Consider the following 18107-nt stretch of genomic DNA (forward strand, 5'->3'; position numbering starts at 1 on the left):
GTCTCCTATATATCTACAAGAAATATATAGCGATACTTATATGACTTTTAGATATATAGATTATTTCTCTACGAAGGCGCGTTCAAATACGTAGTCGCCGAGTTGGCCGAGGCTTGGCGAAACCTTGAAGCCTCTGGAGTCAAGCATTTCACAGGTTTCTTTGAGCATGGAGGGGCTGCCACATATCATGGCGCGATCTACTGCTGGATCTAAGGGGGGCAAGCCAATATCTTTGAAGAGCTGACCAGACTCGATTGCAGTAGTTAAGCGTCCGGTGTGCTTAAAGGCTTCACGGGTTACTGTTGGGTAGTAGATGAGTTTGTCGCGAATTAATTCGCCTAGGAACTCGTCTTGGGAGAGCTCATTCTTGATGTAGTCACCATAGGCTAATTCGCTTACAAGTCGAACGCCATGAATTAACACAACCTTCTCAAACTTATCGTAGGTCTCAGGATCCCGAATGATGCTCATAAATGGAGCAAGGCCAGTGCCAGTGCTAAAGAGATAGAGGTGCTTTCCAGGATTGAGATCGTCAATCACCAAAGTACCAACAGATTTCTCGCTAACCAAAATCGGGTCACCCACTTGAATTTTTTGCAGGCGCGAGGTGAGGGGGCCGTCTTGCACCTTAATGCTTAAAAACTCGAGATGTTCTTCGTAATTAGGGCTGGCTACGCTATAAGCTCGCACCAAGGGCTTGCCCTCAACCTCCAGGCCAATCATCAGGAAATGGCCGCTACGAAAGCGTAAACCCTTATTGCGAGTGGTGGTGAAGCTAAAGAGGGTATCGTTCCAGTGGTGAACGGTAAGGACTGTTTCGGTGTTGTATGCGGCCATGAGGAAAGCTTAGTAAATTAAGGTAAAACGGTGATTATCCTCATAATTTGCCTTGTTAGCCCGTGAAAGCCGGATTAACTTCTCATATCAAATCAATTTTTAGTTATAAGGACACCTCCCTTAACGGAGCTATCATTTACCCATGCGTCAGAGCCAATACCTTTATATCTCCCTTTTATCTCTTGGCTTAGTTGCTTTTGCCGTGATTCTTCAGCAAGTGGGCTATCAGGGGGTGAGCTTTATGCCCTGCCCACTGTGTATATTGCAGCGCGTTGCTTATTTGGGGGTAGCCCTTACTTGCCTCTTAGCTGCGAGATTTTCCTCGGCTAGAAAGTTGTTTCATGGGTTGGCTATTATTTCGGCGGGCTATGGAATATCGGTGGCTGGACATCAAGTCTGGTTGCTTTCTCATCCTGAAACCTCTTGCGGCATTGACCCACTGGAGACTTGGATTAATCAATTCCAGTTGGCAAATCTTTTGCCTTGGCTCTTTAAGGCGGATGGACTTTGCTCTGCAAAGCTTCCTGCCATCTTGGGCTTGCAAGTTCCAGAATGGTCCTTATTCTGGTTTGCGATTCTCTTTGTCCTGTTATTAATGAGCTTTTTAAGAAATCTCAAGCATAGATCAATTAGTGCTTAACTTATAACCAGAGCTTCTTTTACAAGAACCGACTCCTAGCCTAGTATCACTTATTCATGTTGTATACCTATTTTGCTTTAAGGAAAGCCTGATGACTTACTTTACCGATAATTCTCAAACCATTGGCCGCACACCTCTAGTGCGTTTAAATCGAGTGACTGATGGTGCTAATGCCACCGTTCTAGCAAAGATCGAAGGCCGTAATCCTGCCTTTTCAATTAAGTGCCGTATTGGTGTATCAATGATCAATGATGCACGGGAAAAAGGCCTGCTTGGGCCCGGCAAGGAATTGGTTGAGCCAACCAGTGGTAACACTGGAATTGCCTTGGCATTTGTAGCGGCAGCGCGAGGTATTCCGCTAACACTAACGATGCCAGAAACGATGAGCATTGAACGACGCAAGTTATTAACTGCTTTAGGTGCCAAGATTGTCTTGACAGAGGGTCCTAAGGGCATGAATGGCGCCGTTGCGAAAGCGAAAGAGATCGCCGACTCCGATCCAGCCAAATATGTGTTGCTACAGCAATTTAGTAATCCTTCTAACCCAGCAATTCATGAAAAAACAACTGGCCCAGAAATTTGGGAAGATACCGATGGCAATATCGATGTATTTGTTGCTGGTGTCGGTACTGGCGGAACCATTACTGGTGTGGGTCGTTACCTCAAGAACACAAAGAAGAAAAATGTAGAAATAGTGGCGGTAGAACCCACTACTAGCCCTGTGATTACTCAAAAACTTAATGGCGAAGAAATCAAACCAGCTCCGCATAAGATTCAGGGCATTGGCGCAGGCTTTATTCCGGATAACTTGGATTTATCAATCGTAGATAAGGTCGAGCAGGTGAGCAATGAAGAGGCGATTGAATTTGCACGCCGTATCGCTAGGGAAGAGGGTATCTTGGTTGGTATTTCTTGTGGGGCTGCAGCAGCAGTAGCGGTGCGTCTAGCGAAGAAGCCTGAGTACGCTGGTAAAACTATTGTTGTGGTACTGCCAGATGCGGCAGAACGTTACTTGAGTTCTGCTTTATTTGAAGGCGTCTTTGATGAAAAGGGTTTGCCTGCCTAAGTGCATGCATGAGAGCTAGGAATAAAAAAGCACCCTCGGGTGCTTTTTTATTGCTACTGAGAATTCGCTTGCCCAATATTTAAAATTACTCTTCCTCGCGACGTAAATGCGGAAACAAAATCACATCCCGAATGTTGGGTGCATCGGTAAGCAACATGACTAAGCGGTCAATACCAATACCGCAGCCGCCAGTTGGAGGCATGCCGTATTCAAGAGCGCGGATGAAATCATGGTCAAAATACATAGCCTCTTCGTCGCCCGCCTCTTTTTGCTCCACTTGCTTGCGGAAACGATTGGCTTGATCTTCAGCATCATTTAATTCGGAGAAGCCATTGGCAATTTCACGACCGGTGATGAATAGCTCAAAGCGTTCGGTAATACCTGGGCGTGTGTCAGACTCGCGTGCTAATGGGCTCACTTCAATCGGATAATCGATGATGTAAGTTGGCTCCCAGAGGTGCTCTTCAGCTACCAATTCAAAGAGGGCTAATTGCAAGGCACCAATACCGGCATTTTTAAGAGTGGGGCTATCTGGGTTCTCGCCACCTTTTTTCAGTTCAGTGCGAATGAAATCAGCGTCGTCTAATTGAGATACCTCATAGCTTTTGCCAGATTGACCGCAGTATTTTAGGATGGCTTCATTGATCGTTAAGCGTTGAAAAGGCTTACTTAAATCTAGTTCACGACCTTGATGCGTTAAGACGGCTGTACCTTGTGCATCGACTGCTGCTGCACGAATCAAGCCCTCAGTAAAGTCCATGAGCCAACGGTAATCCGTATAGGCTGCATAGAATTCCATCATCGTAAATTCGGGATTGTGACGTGGGCTGACGCCTTCGTTGCGGAAGTTGCGATTAATTTCAAAAACGCGCTCAAAGCCACCAACTACCAAGCGCTTTAAATAGAGCTCTGGCGCAATACGCAAGAACATCTGCATATCCAAGGCATTGTGGTGGGTGATAAATGGCTTAGCGGTTGCGCCACCTGGAATCGGGTGAAGCATTGGGGTCTCGACTTCCATGAAGTCAGCCTCAAGCATATGGCGGCGCAATGAAGCAATGGCATTGCTGCGTGCTTTAAATGTATTGCGACTCTCTGGATTCACAATCAGGTCAACATATCGTTGACGATATTTTGTTTCCAAATCAGATAAGCCATGAAACTTGTCTGGTAGGGGGCGTAGGGATTTGCTGAGAAGGCGTAAATTACTTGACTCTACTGAGAGCTCGCCTTTGTTGGTCTTGAAGAGCTTCCCTTCGGCTGAAATAAAGTCGCCCATATCCCAATGCTTAAATGCGCCATGGGTGTCAGCACCACTGATTTCATCATTGATATAAAACTGAATTTGTCCACTACGATCTTGAATCGTTGCAAAGCTGGCTTTACCCATTACGCGCTTTAACACCATCCGGCCCGCAACTTTGACGTGAATGTTTTTCTCAGCCAATTCTTCTTTTGAAAAGCCATCGTAATGGGCGTGCAAGTCTGCGGCTAAATGGGTGGGTACGAAATCATTTGGAAAAGCTACCCCGCCTGCGCGTAGTTTGGCTAACTTCTCGCGACGCTCTGCAATGATGTGATTTTCATCAACGGGTTCGTTTGCGGGGGATGGATGGGTTTTATCGTTCATGTCTTTAGCGCGATACGGGTAAGAGAATTCGGTTTAAACGCCTTGCTTCAGGCTGGCTTCAATAAAGGCATCAAGATCACCATCTAACACCTTCTGGGTATTGGAGATCTCAACGTTAGTGCGTAAGTCTTTAATGCGACTTTGATCAAGTACATACGAGCGGATTTGATGACCCCAACCAACGTCGGTTTTGCTAGCTTCCAACTTATCTTGTTCGGCACGACGCTTTTGCATCTCATGTTCGTATAGTCTTGACTTGAGCATGCTCATGGCTTCTGCGCGATTGCGGTGTTGGCTGCGATCGTTTTGACACTGCACCACAATACCTGTTGGTATATGAGTTAAACGAACTGCAGAGTCAGTTTTATTAATGTGTTGCCCACCCGCACCCGAGGCACGATAGGTATCAGTACGGATGTCAGCAGGATTGACGTCAATCTCAATCGAATCATCAATTTCAGGATAGACGTAAATACTGGCGAAGGAAGTATGACGTCCATTGGACGAATCAAATGGAGACTTACGTACTAAGCGATGGACACCTGTCTCTGAGCGTAGGTGTCCGTAGGCATACTCACCATCGACTTTAATCGTGGCGCTTTTGATGCCAGCAACGTCGCCATCAGACTCTTCCAAAATTTCAGTCTTGTAGCCTTTTCGTTCGCAATACTTGAGGTATTGACGATAGAGCATGCTCGCCCAGTCGCATGCCTCGGTACCACCAGCGCCCGCCTGAATATCAATAAAGCAATTGCAGGAATCCATTTCGTTATGGAACATGCGACGGAACTCGAGGTCACCAATGATTTTGCTATAGGCTTCTGAGTCCTGCTCAATAGCAGCGATGGTCTCAAAATCACCTTCTTCTTTGGCCATATCAAATAATTCAATGGCACCAGTGATATTGGTATTTAAATCAGTAAGAGTGGTAACAACACCATCAAGCAATTTTTTCTCTTTGCCGAGGGCTTGCGCTTTCTTCTGGTCATCCCAAATGGTGGGATCTTCCAGAATGAAATTAACTTCGGTAAGGCGGCGTGACTTTACTTCGAAGTCAAAGATACCCCCGAAGTGCTTGCTCGCGCACGAGCAGATCGGAGAGGGTGTTTGAAATACTGTTTAATTGTTCGGCTTCCATCCCCTAATTATAAGGTGGTTATTGATCCTTGCCCTGAAGTAGGGGGTTAGGCAATATCTTCGTCATGCGCTTCAATCATCAGCTGTACACGGGCTTGCCCCTGATAGCGGTCCGTGGCAATCCGATAGGCCAGCTTTGCTTTGGCTGGTAAGGTTTGTGTGCGATTGAACCAGACTCCCGTGAGGGGTTTCGAATCTAGAGCCCCATTTCCTACGGGGCGAAGTTGTAGGCGCAGATGTTTTTCTTTCATGAGGCTTTGCTGTCCAATCTCAAACTCCCCATAAAAAATAGGCTGTGGAAAGCCTTGCCCCCAAATTTCCTCTGCTAATAGATCACCAATTTCTGGGGTAAAGTCTGCAGCAGATAAGGTGCCATCATGAATATGTTTACGCTCAAGCAGTTCATCGTTGAGCAATTCCTTTGATACCGCCTGAAAAAGGGTATCAAATTTTTCAAAATCAGCCTGACGAATCGATAAGCCTGCTGCCATGGCATGACCGCCAAATTTCAAGATTAAGCCTGGCTCACGCTTCGAAACAATATCCAAGGCATCTCTTAAGTGAAAGCCAGTGATAGATCTACCTGAGCCACGTAATTCTTCACCAGTAGCGCCATCGGCTGGAGCAAATACGATCGCGGGGCGATTAAAGCGCTCTTTGAGGCGAGAGGCAACAATCCCGACCACCCCTTGATGCCATTCTGAGTGCCATAAGCAAATACTGTTGCGTCCCTCAATACCCCCGGCAATCTGATCTTCTTGCAAATGGGCAAGAGCGGTCTCTTGCATACCCGTTTCAATGACGCGGCGTTCACGATTAATGCGATCCAACTCATGCGCTAGCTCATAGGCCTCTTCTTGTGTATCACTCAGTAATAAGCGGATGCCTAAAGTCATATCCGCAAGGCGCCCTGCAGCATTGAGCCTAGGCCCTACTGCAAACCCAAGATCAAATGTATTGGCTTTACGAGGATCTCGATTGGCTACTTGAAATAAGGCTTGCATACCGGCTTGCGAGATGCCGGCACGAATTCGTTTTAAGCCATTGGCAACTAGGATGCGATTATTACGATCTAGTTGCGCAACATCTGCCACAGTACCCAGTGCGACTAGATCTAACAGATTTTCAATTTTCGGCTGGTTCTCGCTGGTAAATTTACCGCGCTTTCGTAGCTCTGCGCGCAGGGCAACTAAAAGATAAAAAATAACACCTACACCAGCTAAAGCTTTGCTGGGGAAGCTGCAGCCGGGTTGGTTGGGATTGACTAGCGCACTGGCTTTGGGGAGCGTATCTCCGGGCAGGTGGTGGTCCGTAACGATAACTTCCATACCGAGTTCGCGCGCGCGATCTACACCAGCCACACTGGCAATCCCGTTATCAACGGTAATTAAGTAACGCGGTTTTGGTGTTTGTTGCGCTGCCAATTCCACCACTTCAGGGGTCAGTCCATAACCCATCGTAAAGCGATTTGGCACCAGAAATTGCACGGGTATTTCAGGACCACCCAGCATTTTCAGCCCACGAAGCGCTACGGCGCAGGCGGTCGCTCCATCGCAATCATAATCAGCCACCACCAGTATGGGCTCATTCTTCTCAAAGATGTCCGCTAAAAGTGCGGCAGTGCTAATGCAATTTTTTAATTCTGTGGGTGAGAGCAATCGCTTCAGATCTAAAGGGAGGTCTTCCGGAGAATCAACGCCCCTTGCGGCAAATAGCCTTGCAAGTAGGGGATGTAAGCCGCTTTGCTGCAGCCAAAGTGCAGTGCGTTCGGAGAAGGGACGTGCTGAAAATTGACTCATGATGTGATGTTTATTCAGCAATTTCTTGCCAAGAGCGCATTGTTGGTTTATTCCAAATCTTCCAAGATCTCTTGTAGAGATCACCTATTTTGAAGATGCGTTGACGCAATTTACCTTTTGGAAAATCAATCAATTCAATTTCATCCAACTGCTTATCGATCAGTGCTTGAGTGAGTATTGGCCAAATACTCTCGGCCTGATTCAACCAGGCAAAAGTATTTATCAATTGCGAAGGGTCTAATTGCTCTTGATGAGTAATTCCCAGATATTTTGCTAAACCAGGCAAAAGTGGATGAGATCCACAAAGCATTTTCACTTCTTGCAATGGCATGGGTGTCTGCACATCTTGGAGTTTGCCAATGCCGCTAATCCACAGGGAATTGATGCTGGGAAGGCCGCGTGCGGTACGTTCCTCATTTGTGGGGTCTACATGCCAAAGCATCTGGATTTCATTTTGAAGTTTGCGCCAACGCTTGGCTACCCCTTCCTGATCAGTATCTCTGGGCATCCACCAATCTATATTGCGGCCATGAGCTTGATCAACGCTATGCGTGGCTAGGCTTGTAAATGGCCCAGCCTGAATAAACCAATCATTTCCGCCATTAAAAAGGAGGGGTGATTCAAAGTCTTCCTCAATAAATGGAAGTGCTGCTTGCAGTAATTGGGCGGATTCTGAAGCTGTCAGATTCACCTGAGATTGGCCTAAGAGAACCAAGTGGTCTCGGGTGGCATGAAAATGAACTGGCTGTAGGCAGGCAATCGATAGGTTTGGATCGAATGCCTGGTCAGACTGACCAAGCAGAAGAACTGGGGCGATTGGTAGCTTAGCGCCAAGCAGAAAGCGCTCATGCGGTAAGCCATTGGCTGGGGCGCCATCTAAGGATTCTTGGACGTCGTTATCCAAAAAGTCTTCTCCAGACAGCATGAGGGTAAAGCGTTTTAGGGTTGAATTTGCACTCATTCCCCTGATTTTAGGTGGCATTTAAGTATTCCATCAGATTGATGCGCAATTGTCTAAACTGTAGGGATGTACAAACTACCTCTTGAACTGGAAATCGGCCTACGCTATACACGCTCTAAGCGTCGTAAAACGGTTGGTAAACGGGATGGCTTCTTATCCTTTATCTCCGGAATATCCACTGCTGGCATTGCTTTAGGGGTTGCCTCATTGATTGTGGTCCTATCAGTCATGAATGGGTTTCAGAAGGATGTGCGTGATCGGATGCTCTCGGTGCTATCCCATATTGAGATCACCGCCCCTGATGGCCTAGCTAATTGGGAGGCGCTAGCAACAAAAGTGGCTCATCAGCCCCACGTCATTGGTGTTGCTCCGATGGTCAATTCACAAGGTTTGCTGACCCGAGAAAATGTCATGCGTGGCGTTTCCATTCGCGGAATTTTGCCAAGCGAAGAAGCTAGGGTTTCAGATTTGCCTAGGCAGTTTGTTGCAGGCAGTGTTGATGATCTGAAACCGGGAAGCTTTGGCGTTGCCTTAGGTGCCCAGTTGGCCTCTATGGTTGGGGCTCATGTTGGTGATCGCATTAATTTAATTGTGCCGGAGAGCGATTTAACTCCTGCGGGCTCGATGCCTAGAATGCGTACCCTACAAGTAGTAGGCATCATCGATAGCGGTCATTACGAGTATGACAGCTCGCTTGCGGTAATGCATTGGAAGGATGCTGCTGCCTTACTGCGTCTGCATGATCCATCTGGGCTACGTGTGAAGGTCGACGATATGCAACATGCTCCAGAGATCGCAGCTCAATTGTCTGAAGTGGTTCCTCCGGAACTCTGGATCAGTGATTGGTCACGTTCTAATCGTAATTGGTTTGCTGCGGTTCAAACCGAGAAAAAGATGATGTTCATTATCTTGACTTTAATTATTGCAGTAGCGGCATTCAACTTGGTATCCACTCTAGTAATGACGGTCAATGAAAAACAGGCTGACATTGCGATTCTAAGAACGATGGGCGCGAGTCCTGGACTCATCCAGCGCATCTTTTTGGTTCAAGGTTTGGCTATTGGTTTGTTGGGTTCTTTGGCTGGTGTTGCTCTGGGGCTTCTGATCGCTTTGAATATTGATGTCATCGTGCCAGCGATTGAAGCTATCTTCAGGGTACGCTTCTTGCCTCGCGATGTTTATTTTATTAGCGAGTTACCTTCCGATGTCAGGTTGCATGATGTCTTAACCGTAGGCTTCATGGCTTTTGGTTTATCCGTTTTGGCAACGCTGTATCCGAGTTACCGCGCAGCAAAAGTACAACCTGCGGAGGCACTACGCTATGAGTAATTCTGTTGAGTTGGTGCTTAGTGCCAAAAACCTCGCCAAGCAATACGGCGAAGGAGATACAGTAGTTGAAGTTCTTAAATCGGTCGATCTTGAGGTTGCGCCTTCTGAGAAGGTGGCAATCGTGGGTTCGTCTGGATCCGGAAAGAGTACGCTCTTACATATCTTGGGTGGCTTGGATACAGCCAGTTCCGGTACGGTCATCTTGGCGGGATCGAATCTCGCTAACATGTCGGTTGCCAAGTTAGATCGATTGCGTAATCAAAGTTTAGGTTTTATTTATCAGTTTCATCATCTTTTAGATGAGTTCAGCGCACTGGAGAATGTAGCCCTTCCTTTGCGGATTCGGGGCTTAAGCGCTGATGAGTCAATGGACAGGGCAAGCAAAATGCTCAGTTTGGTTGGCTTGCAGGCGCGAGAACTTCATACTCCCGGAGAACTCTCGGGTGGTGAGCGTCAGCGGGTAGCAGTGGCTAGAGCTTTAGTTGGGAATCCAGCTTGCGTATTGGCAGATGAGCCTACCGGAAATTTGGATGCCGAAACCGCTGATGGTGTCTTTGATTTAATGTTAGATGTGGCGCGCGAACAAGGCACTGCATTTGTTATCGTGACACATGATCCCATCCGTGCAAGACGATGCGATCGCATTTTGCATTTAGAGCGCGGAGTATTAAAGACGTTTTCTCAATGAGCGTAAACCATCCATGGATTGATACCCATTGTCATTTAGACGCCTCTGAATTTTCCGAGGATCTAGATCGGGTGATTGCTGATGCCGCGCAAGCTGGCGTCAAGGCAATATTGCTGCCTACTGTCAAAGCGGCAGATTGTGAAAACGTTCGCAATGTAGTTAAAAAATACAGCAATGCGATTCCTGGCTTGGTTTATACCTTGGGTATACATCCCATATTGATTCATCAGGCTCAAGAACATGACCTTCAAACCCTTCGTCATGAAATCGAAACATCTCTAGCTGATCCTCGTTTTGTAGGAATTGGGGAAATTGGCTTGGATTACTTTTTACCGAATCTAGATCCCCAAAGGCAAGAATTCTTTTTCCACGAACAACTCGATATTGCCGCACAATTTCAACTGCCAGTGATATTGCATGTTCGTCGCTCGCAGGATGCCATTCTGAAAGCCTTACGTCGTCGCAATATCAATGGCGGTATTGCCCATGCTTTTAATGGCAGTCTTCAGCAGGCAGAGCAATTTATTGATCTGGGCTTTAAGCTTGGCTTTGGCGGGGCTGCTACCTATGAGCGTGCACTGCAAATTCGTCGGCTATTAACGAGCTTGCCTCTTAGTGTAATCGTTACAGAAACGGATGCCCCTGACATTCCCCCGGCATGGTTGAGTGCAGAGGGTTTGAGATACAACGAACCCGCATTTTTACCTCGTATTGCAAAACAATTGGCTCAAATCCGCGCTATAGATGATGGACAATTTGCAACTGCAGTATGGCGTAATGCGATGGACGCAATACCTCGCTGGTCAACCTTATTGACCTCACTCAATCTTCCTGTAGTTTCTTAAGAACTTGCGTTTCGCTATTGCGGCATTTATTGCCGGGGGTTCGCTTCTTCTATTTTTGCCGGTTTTACCCGGTTTATGGCTGGAGGGATCTCTCTGCGCAACTGTGATCAGCCTCTTTGGATGCACATTCAGTGGGAGGGTATTAAAACATAATCGGGCCCCTTACCAGTATTTCTGTTTTTGCCTCATATTTTTCTCGCTAGGATTTGCCTGGAACGCATATTACGCACAAGGCCGCCTCAATAATTTATTGCCAACAGAGCTTGAAGGTAAAGATTTGCAGATTGAGGGTAGGGTAAATTCACTCCCCCAAGGCAATGCCTCTGGCGCTAAGTTTTCCTTTTCCGTGGAACGAATGCTGCTTGCTCGTGAAGTAGTAGTTGATTTTCCAGAGCGCATCTATTTAAGTTGGCAGCCTGCTTGGCGCAATCCTGAGGATATTCCAGAAATCGTTCCTGGACAGCGCTGGAAATTACGGGTGAAGTTAAAGCAACCTTACGGCTCATTAAATCCATACACTTTTGATTTCGAGCGCTGGTCTTTTCATCAAAACTATGGCGCAAATGGTTCAGTTAGATCTGGAGAATTAATTTCCAAAAAAGATATTGGGGTAACTGAATTCCCTTTAGCTATCGAGCTCCAGAGATGGAAGTTAAGGAAGAAGATACAGCGTTTACTACCCAAGGGCGCCCCTTATGCAGGTGTGATTATTGCTTTAGTCATGGGCGACCAAAATGCGATTGATCAATCTGATTGGCGTGTATTTAATGCAACGGGTATCGGTCATTTGATTTCGATTTCCGGACTCCACGTCACGATGCTTGCTGGTTTAGGAGCCTCATTCGCTTCTTTTTTATGGCGGCGTCAATCCCTTCCTTTGATTATTCCGGTTAGCAAAGTAGCAGCGGCCTGTGGGTTTTTAACTGCTTTTTTTTATGCCTGGTTGGCTGGATTTCAAATCCCAGCGCAACGAACCATGTATATGGTTGGCGTGGTCGCTTTTGCTTTATGGTCTGGCAGAAATCCTAGATCTTTTGATATTTGGTGGTGGGCTTTAGCTTTAGTTCTGATCTTTGATCCTATGGCGCCCTACACCCCGGGGTTTTGGTTGTCATTTGGGGCGGTCGCGGCAATTCTATATGGGATGGGTAATTCGGATGGTTTATTGGGAATACCCACAGGCAGGGAATTGGAGCTAGGTAAACGAGAGCGTTTTTTGCAGGCGCTGCGAGAGGCATGTCGTGTGCAGGCAATAGTTACCTTTACTTTGTTGCCCGCCACGCTCTATTGGTTCTATCAGTTTTCAGTTATTTCACCAGTGGCAAATGCATTAGCAATTCCGATAGTGAGTTATATCGTTACTCCCTTAGCCATTGGGGGTGCACTTTTACCGGATTTTATTGGTCAATACTTATTGTTACCAGCTCATGCCGCAATGGAATACTTGGCCATGTTCTTGAAATGGCTTGCCGACTTTGATTGGGCGGTAGTGTGGTCTTCACAACCAAGATGGTGGGCTCTCATCATTGCTTTGCTTGGCATTGTTGTTGCTATTCGACCGGGAGAGTTGAAAACATCCTATTGCTCTAGATTGATAGGCCTTTCCTTGTCGACCTGTTTATTTTTCAATCCTGTGGGTTCTGTTCCCTTGGCCTCTGGTGATTTTCGCGCTCATGTGCTCGATATCGGGCAAGGCACATCGGTTTTAATTGAGACGGCGTCACATCAGTTGCTTTATGACACCGGACCCATACAAGGAAAAAAGGATGATGCTGGGCAAAAGGTAATCTTGCCATTCCTGAGAGGAAAGGGGGTAAATCAAATCGATCGCATGGTCATTAGCCATAGCGATAGCGACCATATCGGTGGTGCTACAACGCTTTTAAGAGAAATTAAGTTTAATTTAATGATGGGGTCATTGCCGAGCGGCAATCCCTTATTGCTTGATTTAAAAGGCAGGGGGATTGCCAGCATCCCTTGCCGATACGGCCAGCAGTGGAATTGGGATGGTGTAGATTTTTTAATCTGGCATCCGCAAGAATATACTTTATTTGAGGATCAATATCCCTATAAGCCAAATGAAATGAGTTGCGTGCTTGAAGTGCGCAATCAAAATCATTCGTTGTGGTTGACTGGAGATATAGAGAGACAGGGAGAGGCGGAGTTAGTTGATCGTTTAACGAGTAAACAGATAAAGCATTTGGACGATAAGCAGTTGGTTTTTATGGCGCCACACCATGGAAGTAAGACCTCTTCTTCTATCGAGTTACTGAGCAAATTAAATCCCAATAGGGCCTTTGCTCAAAACGGCTACCGTAATCGATATGGCCATCCTCATCCTTTAGTTACTGCGCGTTATGCCGATCTAGATATTCCCTTTTATCACACCCCCTTAACCGGTATGCAAGAGTGGACTTTTTCTAATCATGCGTATTCAAGGGTCTTATTTTGGAGAGATGAGAATGTCCGTTTATGGCATCGTTTCAGTGGCGAACAATGACTCTATTTGTCGGCAATTTGTTTGACATCCCAACCTCCCCCGAGCGCTGTAATCAAGCCTACATGGGCCGCAATCTGTCGATTTAGAAGGGACATCAATGTTCGTTCATTTGCGAGCTCAGACGCTTGCGATGTTGCCACATCTAAATAAGTGATGACTCCCTCTTTGTATTGGTTCATGCTAATACGTACTGCATCTTGAGCATGCTTGACTGCGCTGGCTTGAGACTTGCTTTCCTTTTGCAACAGCCGCAGAGCAACCAAATTGTCTTCGACGTTCTGAAAGGCTGCCAAAACAGTCTGACGATATTGCGCTACATTTTGGTCGTAGGCTGCCCCAGCTTGTTGATAGGCGCCGATACGAAGACCACCATCAAATAAAGGTTGTGCAAGAGCAGGACCAATCGACCAGTAGCGTAAAGGCATACTTAAGAGACCAGGTAAATCAACACCTTGATATCCACCACTTGCTGAAATCGTTAGGGTGGGGAAGAAGGCGGCGGTGGCTACACCAATTTTGGCATTTGCGGCAGCCATTTGGCGTTCTGCAGCGGCAATGTCAGGACGTCGCTCTAAGAGTGTTGAGGGGACACCTACGGGGACATCTGGTAATTCAGCGACTAATCTTGAGACCGGGCTTACTACCAGGCCAGTAACCGGATCAATTGTGCGCTCTTGAGCTTGCAAAGAGAAAGTTGATGGCGTTTGGCCAACGAGTACTGCAATAGCATGCTCGAGTTGTGCGCGTGCGAGTTGCACATCAATTGCAAGAGCAATTGTTGATTCGAGTAGTGTGCTGGCTTGGGCAACATCTAGCTGCGTTACTATGCCAGCGTTATATTGGTTTGTAGAAATCTGTAGAGATCTTTCGTAAGCTTTGATCGTATCTTCATACATCTTGATTTGCATATCAGCGATACGAAGCTGAAAATACGTTTGGGCTAATGTTGCTTGGGTTGAAAGTCGCACAGCATCTAATTGGGCGGCGCTAGCTTGAGCATTATCCCCACTAGCCTCTACATTGCGCCTCACTTGACCCCAAATATCGGGCACCCAACTGGCACCGATATTGGCATTGAAGGTTTGATCAATAGTTGAAAATCCACCATTAGAGTTTCCGTTAAGTGTTCCTCTATTGCCACTACCATTTGCGGTTAATGTGGGGAAGAGTGCCGCCCGTGCTTGGGTTAGAAGGGCAGTTGCTTGACGGTATTGGGCATCAGCAGCAATGATATTTTGGTTGTCAACATTGACCTTCTCCATCAACTGATTAAGTACGGGGTCTTTATAGATCAGCCACCATTTTGTATTCAAACCCGCTTCATTGGGCTGCGCAAGTTTCCAGCCATCACCGCTTTGCATGCCATCCAGCTCTTTATAGCTGGGTGCAGTTGCGCTGTCTGGTTTTTTGTAGTCAGGGCCAACCATACAGCCTGTCATTAGTGAAAAAAGACTAATCGCACATAGCGCCTTGAGTGCCGTATTGGGATGCATGATTTTGCTTGCGTTACTCATTTTCTTTTCCACTTCCAGGTACGAAAACGTTCCATGTAAAGATAAACCACTGGTGTTGTATAAAGCGTTAGTAGTTGACTCATGATGAGTCCGCCTACGATCGAAATTCCTAAGGGTCTATGAAATTCTGCACCATCACCCGATCCAATGGCCAGTGGGATAGCCCCTAGAATCGCTGCCATTGTGGTCATTAAGATAGGGCGAAAGCGCAATAAACATGCCTTGTAGATTGCATCTTGCGCCGATAAGCCATCGGTTCTTTGTGCGTGAATAGCATAGTCAATCATCATGATGGCATTCTTTTTAACAATGCCAATGAGCAAAATCACGCCAATTAAAGCAATGATACTAAATTCAGTATTGCAAATCATCAGCGCAAGAAGGGCTCCAACACCGGCTGATGGAAGAGTTGAGAGAATCGTAATGGGGTGAATCAAGCTTTCATACAAGATGCCCAAGACAATATACACAGTAATGAAGGCTGCCAATATCAACCAAGGTTGACTGGAGAGGGAATCTTGAAATGCCTTTGCGGTGCCCTGAAAGCTACCCCTGACGGTATTGGGAACATTAAGTCTATCCATCATGGCATAAATAGCATCGGATGCTTGTCCAAGTGATACACCTTGTGGAAGGTTAAAAGAAATAGTATTGGCAGTAAATTGACTCTGGTGATTGACTACCAAAGGCGTATTAGTTGAGGCGTATGTAGAGAAGGCTGCCAGGGGAACTTGACCTCCTACCACCTTTGTACCCGGGGCATGCACAGCATTAATGGGTATAGTTGCCGCAGTTATTGACTGAGCAGCCCCAACGGAGAACGAGTTCGGGGTTGGTGCTGCAGTGCTGACATAAATCTGCTTGAGCGTTTCTGGGTTCTGCCAATATTTGGGAGCCACCTCCATCACCACATGATATTGATTGAGTGGATTAAAGATGGTGGAGACTTGGCGCTGACCAAAAGCATCATTCAGAGTGGTATCAATGAGATTGGTAGTAAGACCAAGCTTAGCTGCCGTGTCGTGATCGATGGTGAGGGTTGTTTGAATGCCTTTATCTTGAGCATCGGTATTAACATCAACCAGTTCAGGCAAATCAGTCATAGCAAAACGAATCTTAGGCCCCCAGGTTCTTAGGTCCTCAAGGTTGTCTCCCAGTAGCGTAAATTGATACAGGGCATTACTTGCTCTCCCGCCAATCCGAATATCTTGCACTGGCTGCAAGAAGAGTGTTGCACCTGCCACTATATTGAGTTTGCGGCGTAATCTACCAAGCACTTCATCCATACTGCTTTGACGAAGATCGAGTGGCTTAAGAACAATAAATAAACTTCCTGTATTGGTTTGACCGCCACCATTAAAACTGACTACTTTGCCTACATCCGGATCTTGCATGGCAATTTTCATAAATTGCGCCATCTTTAATTGCATTGCCTGAAAAGAGATAGCTTGATCTGCCTGGACGCTGCCAATCATTCTGCCGGTATCTTGTTGTGGAAAAAAACCTTTGGGTATGTTGATGTAAAGATAGATATTAAGTCCAATGACCGTAAATAAAATCATCATCATCATGCGTCGATGTTGCAGAGCGTATTCAAGTGAGCTCGCATAATGCTTATTTACACTGGCGAAGAACTTTTCAATTGCCAACATAAAACGGTTATGCGTTCCCTTATCGTGGGCTTTGAGTAATTTGGCACATAGCATTGGGGTTGCGGTGAGAGAAATTACCAGAGACACTGTAATAGCCACCGATAGAGTGATGGCAAATTCTCGGAAAAGTCGCCCAACAATTCCGCCCATCAATAGAATTGGAATAAATACAGCTACCAGCGAGATGGTGATTGATATTACTGTAAAACCAACTTCCTTTGCGCCTGCAATCGCCGCGGCTAGTGGCGTCTCACCCTGTTCAATCCTGCGTGCAATCACTTCAAGAACCACAATGGCATCATCAACGACAAATCCAGTGGCAATCGTTAGGGCCATTAAGGAAAGATTGTTGAGAGAGAAGCCGCATAAGTACATCGCGGCAAAGGTTCCAACCAGCGAGACTGGTACGGCAATGCTTGGAATAATGGTTGCACGCGCATTACCTAAAAATAGGAAAACCACCATCACCACCAGAATGACTGAGATGATTAGGGTGCGCTCGACCTCGCGCAAAGAGGCGCGAATGGTTGGCGTCCGATCTAATGCAATATCCATATCAATAGCCGCTGGTATGGAGGCCTTCAGTTGCGGTAGTAGGGCTTTAACACCCTCTACGGTATCGATGATGTTCGCGCCCGGCTGACGCCAGATGACCAGTAGTACAGCTGGTTTACCATTGGCTAGACCGCCATTGCGCAAATCCTCAACAGAGTCAACAACCTCTGCAAAATCCTGAATGCGCACCGGTGCACCATTGTTATAGCCAACAATCACCGGCATATAGTCTTTTGCAGTACTGGAAGTGTCGTTTGCCACTAGTTGCCAGGCGCGATCGCCGCTTTCAATAACACCTTTGGGTCGAACCGTATTGGATGCCGCAATGGCGGTGCGGACATTCTCAAAACCAATCCCTAGTGCAGACATGAGGGTGGGGTTGATTTCCACTCGAACTGCTGGAAGAGAGCTGCCCCCCACCGTAACTTGTCCTACCCCTTTGGACTGCGAGAGCTTTTGTGCCAAGATAGTGGAGGCGGCATCGTACAGCTGCGCTCTGGGCATAGTGTCAGAGGTCAAGCTGATAATCAGAATCGGCGCATCGGCTGGATTGACTTTGCGATAAGTGGGATTACTTGGTAGTCCGGTTGGCAAAAGTGCGTGAGCCGCATTAATGGCGGCTTGGACATCATTTGCGGCACCATCAATATTGCGACTCAGATCAAACTGCAGGGTGATGCGGGTTGAGCCTAATGAGCTCGATGAAGTCATTTCGGTAACGCCAGCAATGCGGCCCAGTGAGCGCTCAAGAGGGGTTGCTACAGTTGCCGCCATCGTTTCTGGGCTAGCTCCAGGCAGACTGGCCGATACGGAGATCGTCGGAAAATCGACCTGTGGCAATGGCGAGACTGGCAGCAATCGAAATGCTGTAATACCTGCCAGCATGATTGCTAGCATCAATAGCGTGGTGGCAATTGGCCGATGAATAAATGGTACGGAGATATTCATCAACGA

The 18107-nt window shown here is 46.8% G+C and carries 13 protein-coding genes; 6 read left to right on the plus strand and 7 right to left on the minus strand.

Translation table 11 applies throughout. From position 1 onward, the window contains the following. Window positions 1-60: 60 nt before the first annotated feature. Window positions 61-837: a ferredoxin--NADP reductase gene (locus M2125_RS01490; RefSeq protein WP_076022904.1), complete on the minus strand. Its 777-nt coding sequence runs from the start codon at window positions 835-837 to the stop codon at window positions 61-63. Between the two features lie 142 nt (window positions 838-979). On the opposite strand from M2125_RS01490, the gene M2125_RS01495 reads away from it, so the two are divergent. Continuing rightward, on the plus strand, window positions 980-1477 hold the full coding sequence (locus tag M2125_RS01495) for a disulfide bond formation protein B (protein WP_076022905.1): 498 nt from the start codon (window positions 980-982) through the stop codon (window positions 1475-1477). 91 nt (window positions 1478-1568) lie between these two features. Then, a complete protein-coding gene (gene cysK, locus M2125_RS01500) occupies window positions 1569-2543 on the plus strand; it encodes a cysteine synthase A (RefSeq protein ID WP_076022906.1) in 975 nt (324 codons plus the stop codon). Window positions 2544-2628: 85 nt separating this feature from the next. Here the strand turns inward: cysK and lysS are convergent, their stop codons facing one another. The 4 genes from lysS to M2125_RS01520 form a co-directional block, all read right to left on the minus strand. After that, complete coding sequence (gene lysS, locus M2125_RS01505; RefSeq protein ID WP_076022907.1) at window positions 2629-4173, minus strand: lysine--tRNA ligase; 1545 nt, start codon at window positions 4171-4173, stop codon at window positions 2629-2631. A gap of 33 nt (window positions 4174-4206) precedes the next feature. Next, a protein-coding gene (gene prfB / locus M2125_RS01510) for a peptide chain release factor 2 (RefSeq protein WP_198929260.1) occupies window positions 4207-5311 on the minus strand; the annotation gives its coding sequence in 2 pieces (ribosomal slippage) (window positions 4207-5238 and window positions 5240-5311; 1104 coding nt in all). Between the two features lie 46 nt (window positions 5312-5357). Further along, a complete protein-coding gene (gene recJ, locus M2125_RS01515) occupies window positions 5358-7109 on the minus strand; it encodes a single-stranded-DNA-specific exonuclease RecJ (protein ID WP_280742372.1) in 1752 nt (583 codons plus the stop codon). Between the two features lie 10 nt (window positions 7110-7119). Then, window positions 7120-8070 (minus strand): hypothetical protein, encoded by a 951-nt coding sequence (locus M2125_RS01520; RefSeq protein ID WP_277540077.1) that lies wholly within the window; start codon window positions 8068-8070, stop codon window positions 7120-7122. Between the two features lie 66 nt (window positions 8071-8136). On the opposite strand from M2125_RS01520, the gene M2125_RS01525 reads away from it, so the two are divergent. Genes M2125_RS01525 through M2125_RS01540 form a run of 4 tightly spaced genes read left to right on the plus strand, consistent with a single transcriptional unit; the run spans window position 8137 to window position 13432 of the window. Beyond that, the gene (locus M2125_RS01525) at window positions 8137-9399 is read left to right on the plus strand and encodes a lipoprotein-releasing ABC transporter permease subunit (protein ID WP_280741722.1); all 1263 of its coding nucleotides are present in this window, start codon (window positions 8137-8139) and stop codon (window positions 9397-9399) included. Beyond that, window positions 9392-10087, plus strand: a complete 696-nt coding sequence (locus M2125_RS01530; protein ID WP_076022911.1) for an ABC transporter ATP-binding protein — start codon at window positions 9392-9394, stop codon at window positions 10085-10087. Before M2125_RS01525 ends, M2125_RS01530 begins: the two co-directional genes overlap by 8 nt. After that, complete coding sequence (locus M2125_RS01535) at window positions 10084-10932, plus strand: TatD family hydrolase (protein ID WP_277540070.1); 849 nt, start codon at window positions 10084-10086, stop codon at window positions 10930-10932. The genes M2125_RS01530 and M2125_RS01535 overlap by 4 nt, the downstream gene beginning before the upstream one ends. Window positions 10933-10987: 55 nt before the next feature. Then, window positions 10988-13432, plus strand: a complete 2445-nt coding sequence (locus M2125_RS01540; protein WP_483414190.1) for a DNA internalization-related competence protein ComEC/Rec2 — start codon at window positions 10988-10990, stop codon at window positions 13430-13432. 2 nt (window positions 13433-13434) lie between these two features. Here M2125_RS01540 and M2125_RS01545 read toward each other — a convergent pair whose 3' ends face one another. Both M2125_RS01545 and M2125_RS01550 read right to left on the minus strand, forming a co-directional pair. Next, window positions 13435-14946: an efflux transporter outer membrane subunit gene (locus M2125_RS01545; RefSeq protein ID WP_198929261.1), complete on the minus strand. Its 1512-nt coding sequence runs from the start codon at window positions 14944-14946 to the stop codon at window positions 13435-13437. Continuing rightward, window positions 14943-18101: an efflux RND transporter permease subunit gene (locus tag M2125_RS01550; RefSeq protein WP_277540064.1), complete on the minus strand. Its 3159-nt coding sequence runs from the start codon at window positions 18099-18101 to the stop codon at window positions 14943-14945. The genes M2125_RS01545 and M2125_RS01550 overlap by 4 nt, the downstream gene beginning before the upstream one ends. Between the last annotated feature and the right edge of the window lie 6 nt (window positions 18102-18107).

The sequence above is a fragment of the Polynucleobacter sphagniphilus genome (assembly GCF_029892205.1).
Taxonomy (GTDB): domain Bacteria; phylum Pseudomonadota; class Gammaproteobacteria; order Burkholderiales; family Burkholderiaceae; genus Polynucleobacter; species Polynucleobacter sphagniphilus.

Excerpts from the sequence above, each read along its gene's own strand:
- M2125_RS01520 (WP_277540077.1), bottom strand. The coding sequence starts at position 8,070 with ATGAGTGCAAATTCAACCCTAAAACGCTTTACCCTCATGCTGTCTGGA.
- M2125_RS01495 (WP_076022905.1), top strand. The coding sequence starts at position 980 with ATGCGTCAGAGCCAATACCTTTATATCTCCCTTTTATCTCTTGGCTTA.
- M2125_RS01550 (WP_277540064.1), bottom strand. The coding sequence starts at position 18,101 with ATGAATATCTCCGTACCATTTATTCATCGGCCAATTGCCACCACGCTA.
- lysS (WP_076022907.1), bottom strand. The coding sequence starts at position 4,173 with ATGAACGATAAAACCCATCCATCCCCCGCAAACGAACCCGTTGATGAA.
- M2125_RS01535 (WP_277540070.1), top strand. The coding sequence starts at position 10,084 with ATGAGCGTAAACCATCCATGGATTGATACCCATTGTCATTTAGACGCC.
- M2125_RS01490 (WP_076022904.1), bottom strand. The coding sequence starts at position 837 with ATGGCCGCATACAACACCGAAACAGTCCTTACCGTTCACCACTGGAAC.
- M2125_RS01525 (WP_280741722.1), top strand. The coding sequence starts at position 8,137 with ATGTACAAACTACCTCTTGAACTGGAAATCGGCCTACGCTATACACGC.
- M2125_RS01530 (WP_076022911.1), top strand. The coding sequence starts at position 9,392 with ATGAGTAATTCTGTTGAGTTGGTGCTTAGTGCCAAAAACCTCGCCAAG.
- recJ (WP_280742372.1), bottom strand. The coding sequence starts at position 7,109 with ATGAGTCAATTTTCAGCACGTCCCTTCTCCGAACGCACTGCACTTTGG.
- cysK (WP_076022906.1), top strand. The coding sequence starts at position 1,569 with ATGACTTACTTTACCGATAATTCTCAAACCATTGGCCGCACACCTCTA.
- M2125_RS01545 (WP_198929261.1), bottom strand. The coding sequence starts at position 14,946 with ATGAGTAACGCAAGCAAAATCATGCATCCCAATACGGCACTCAAGGCG.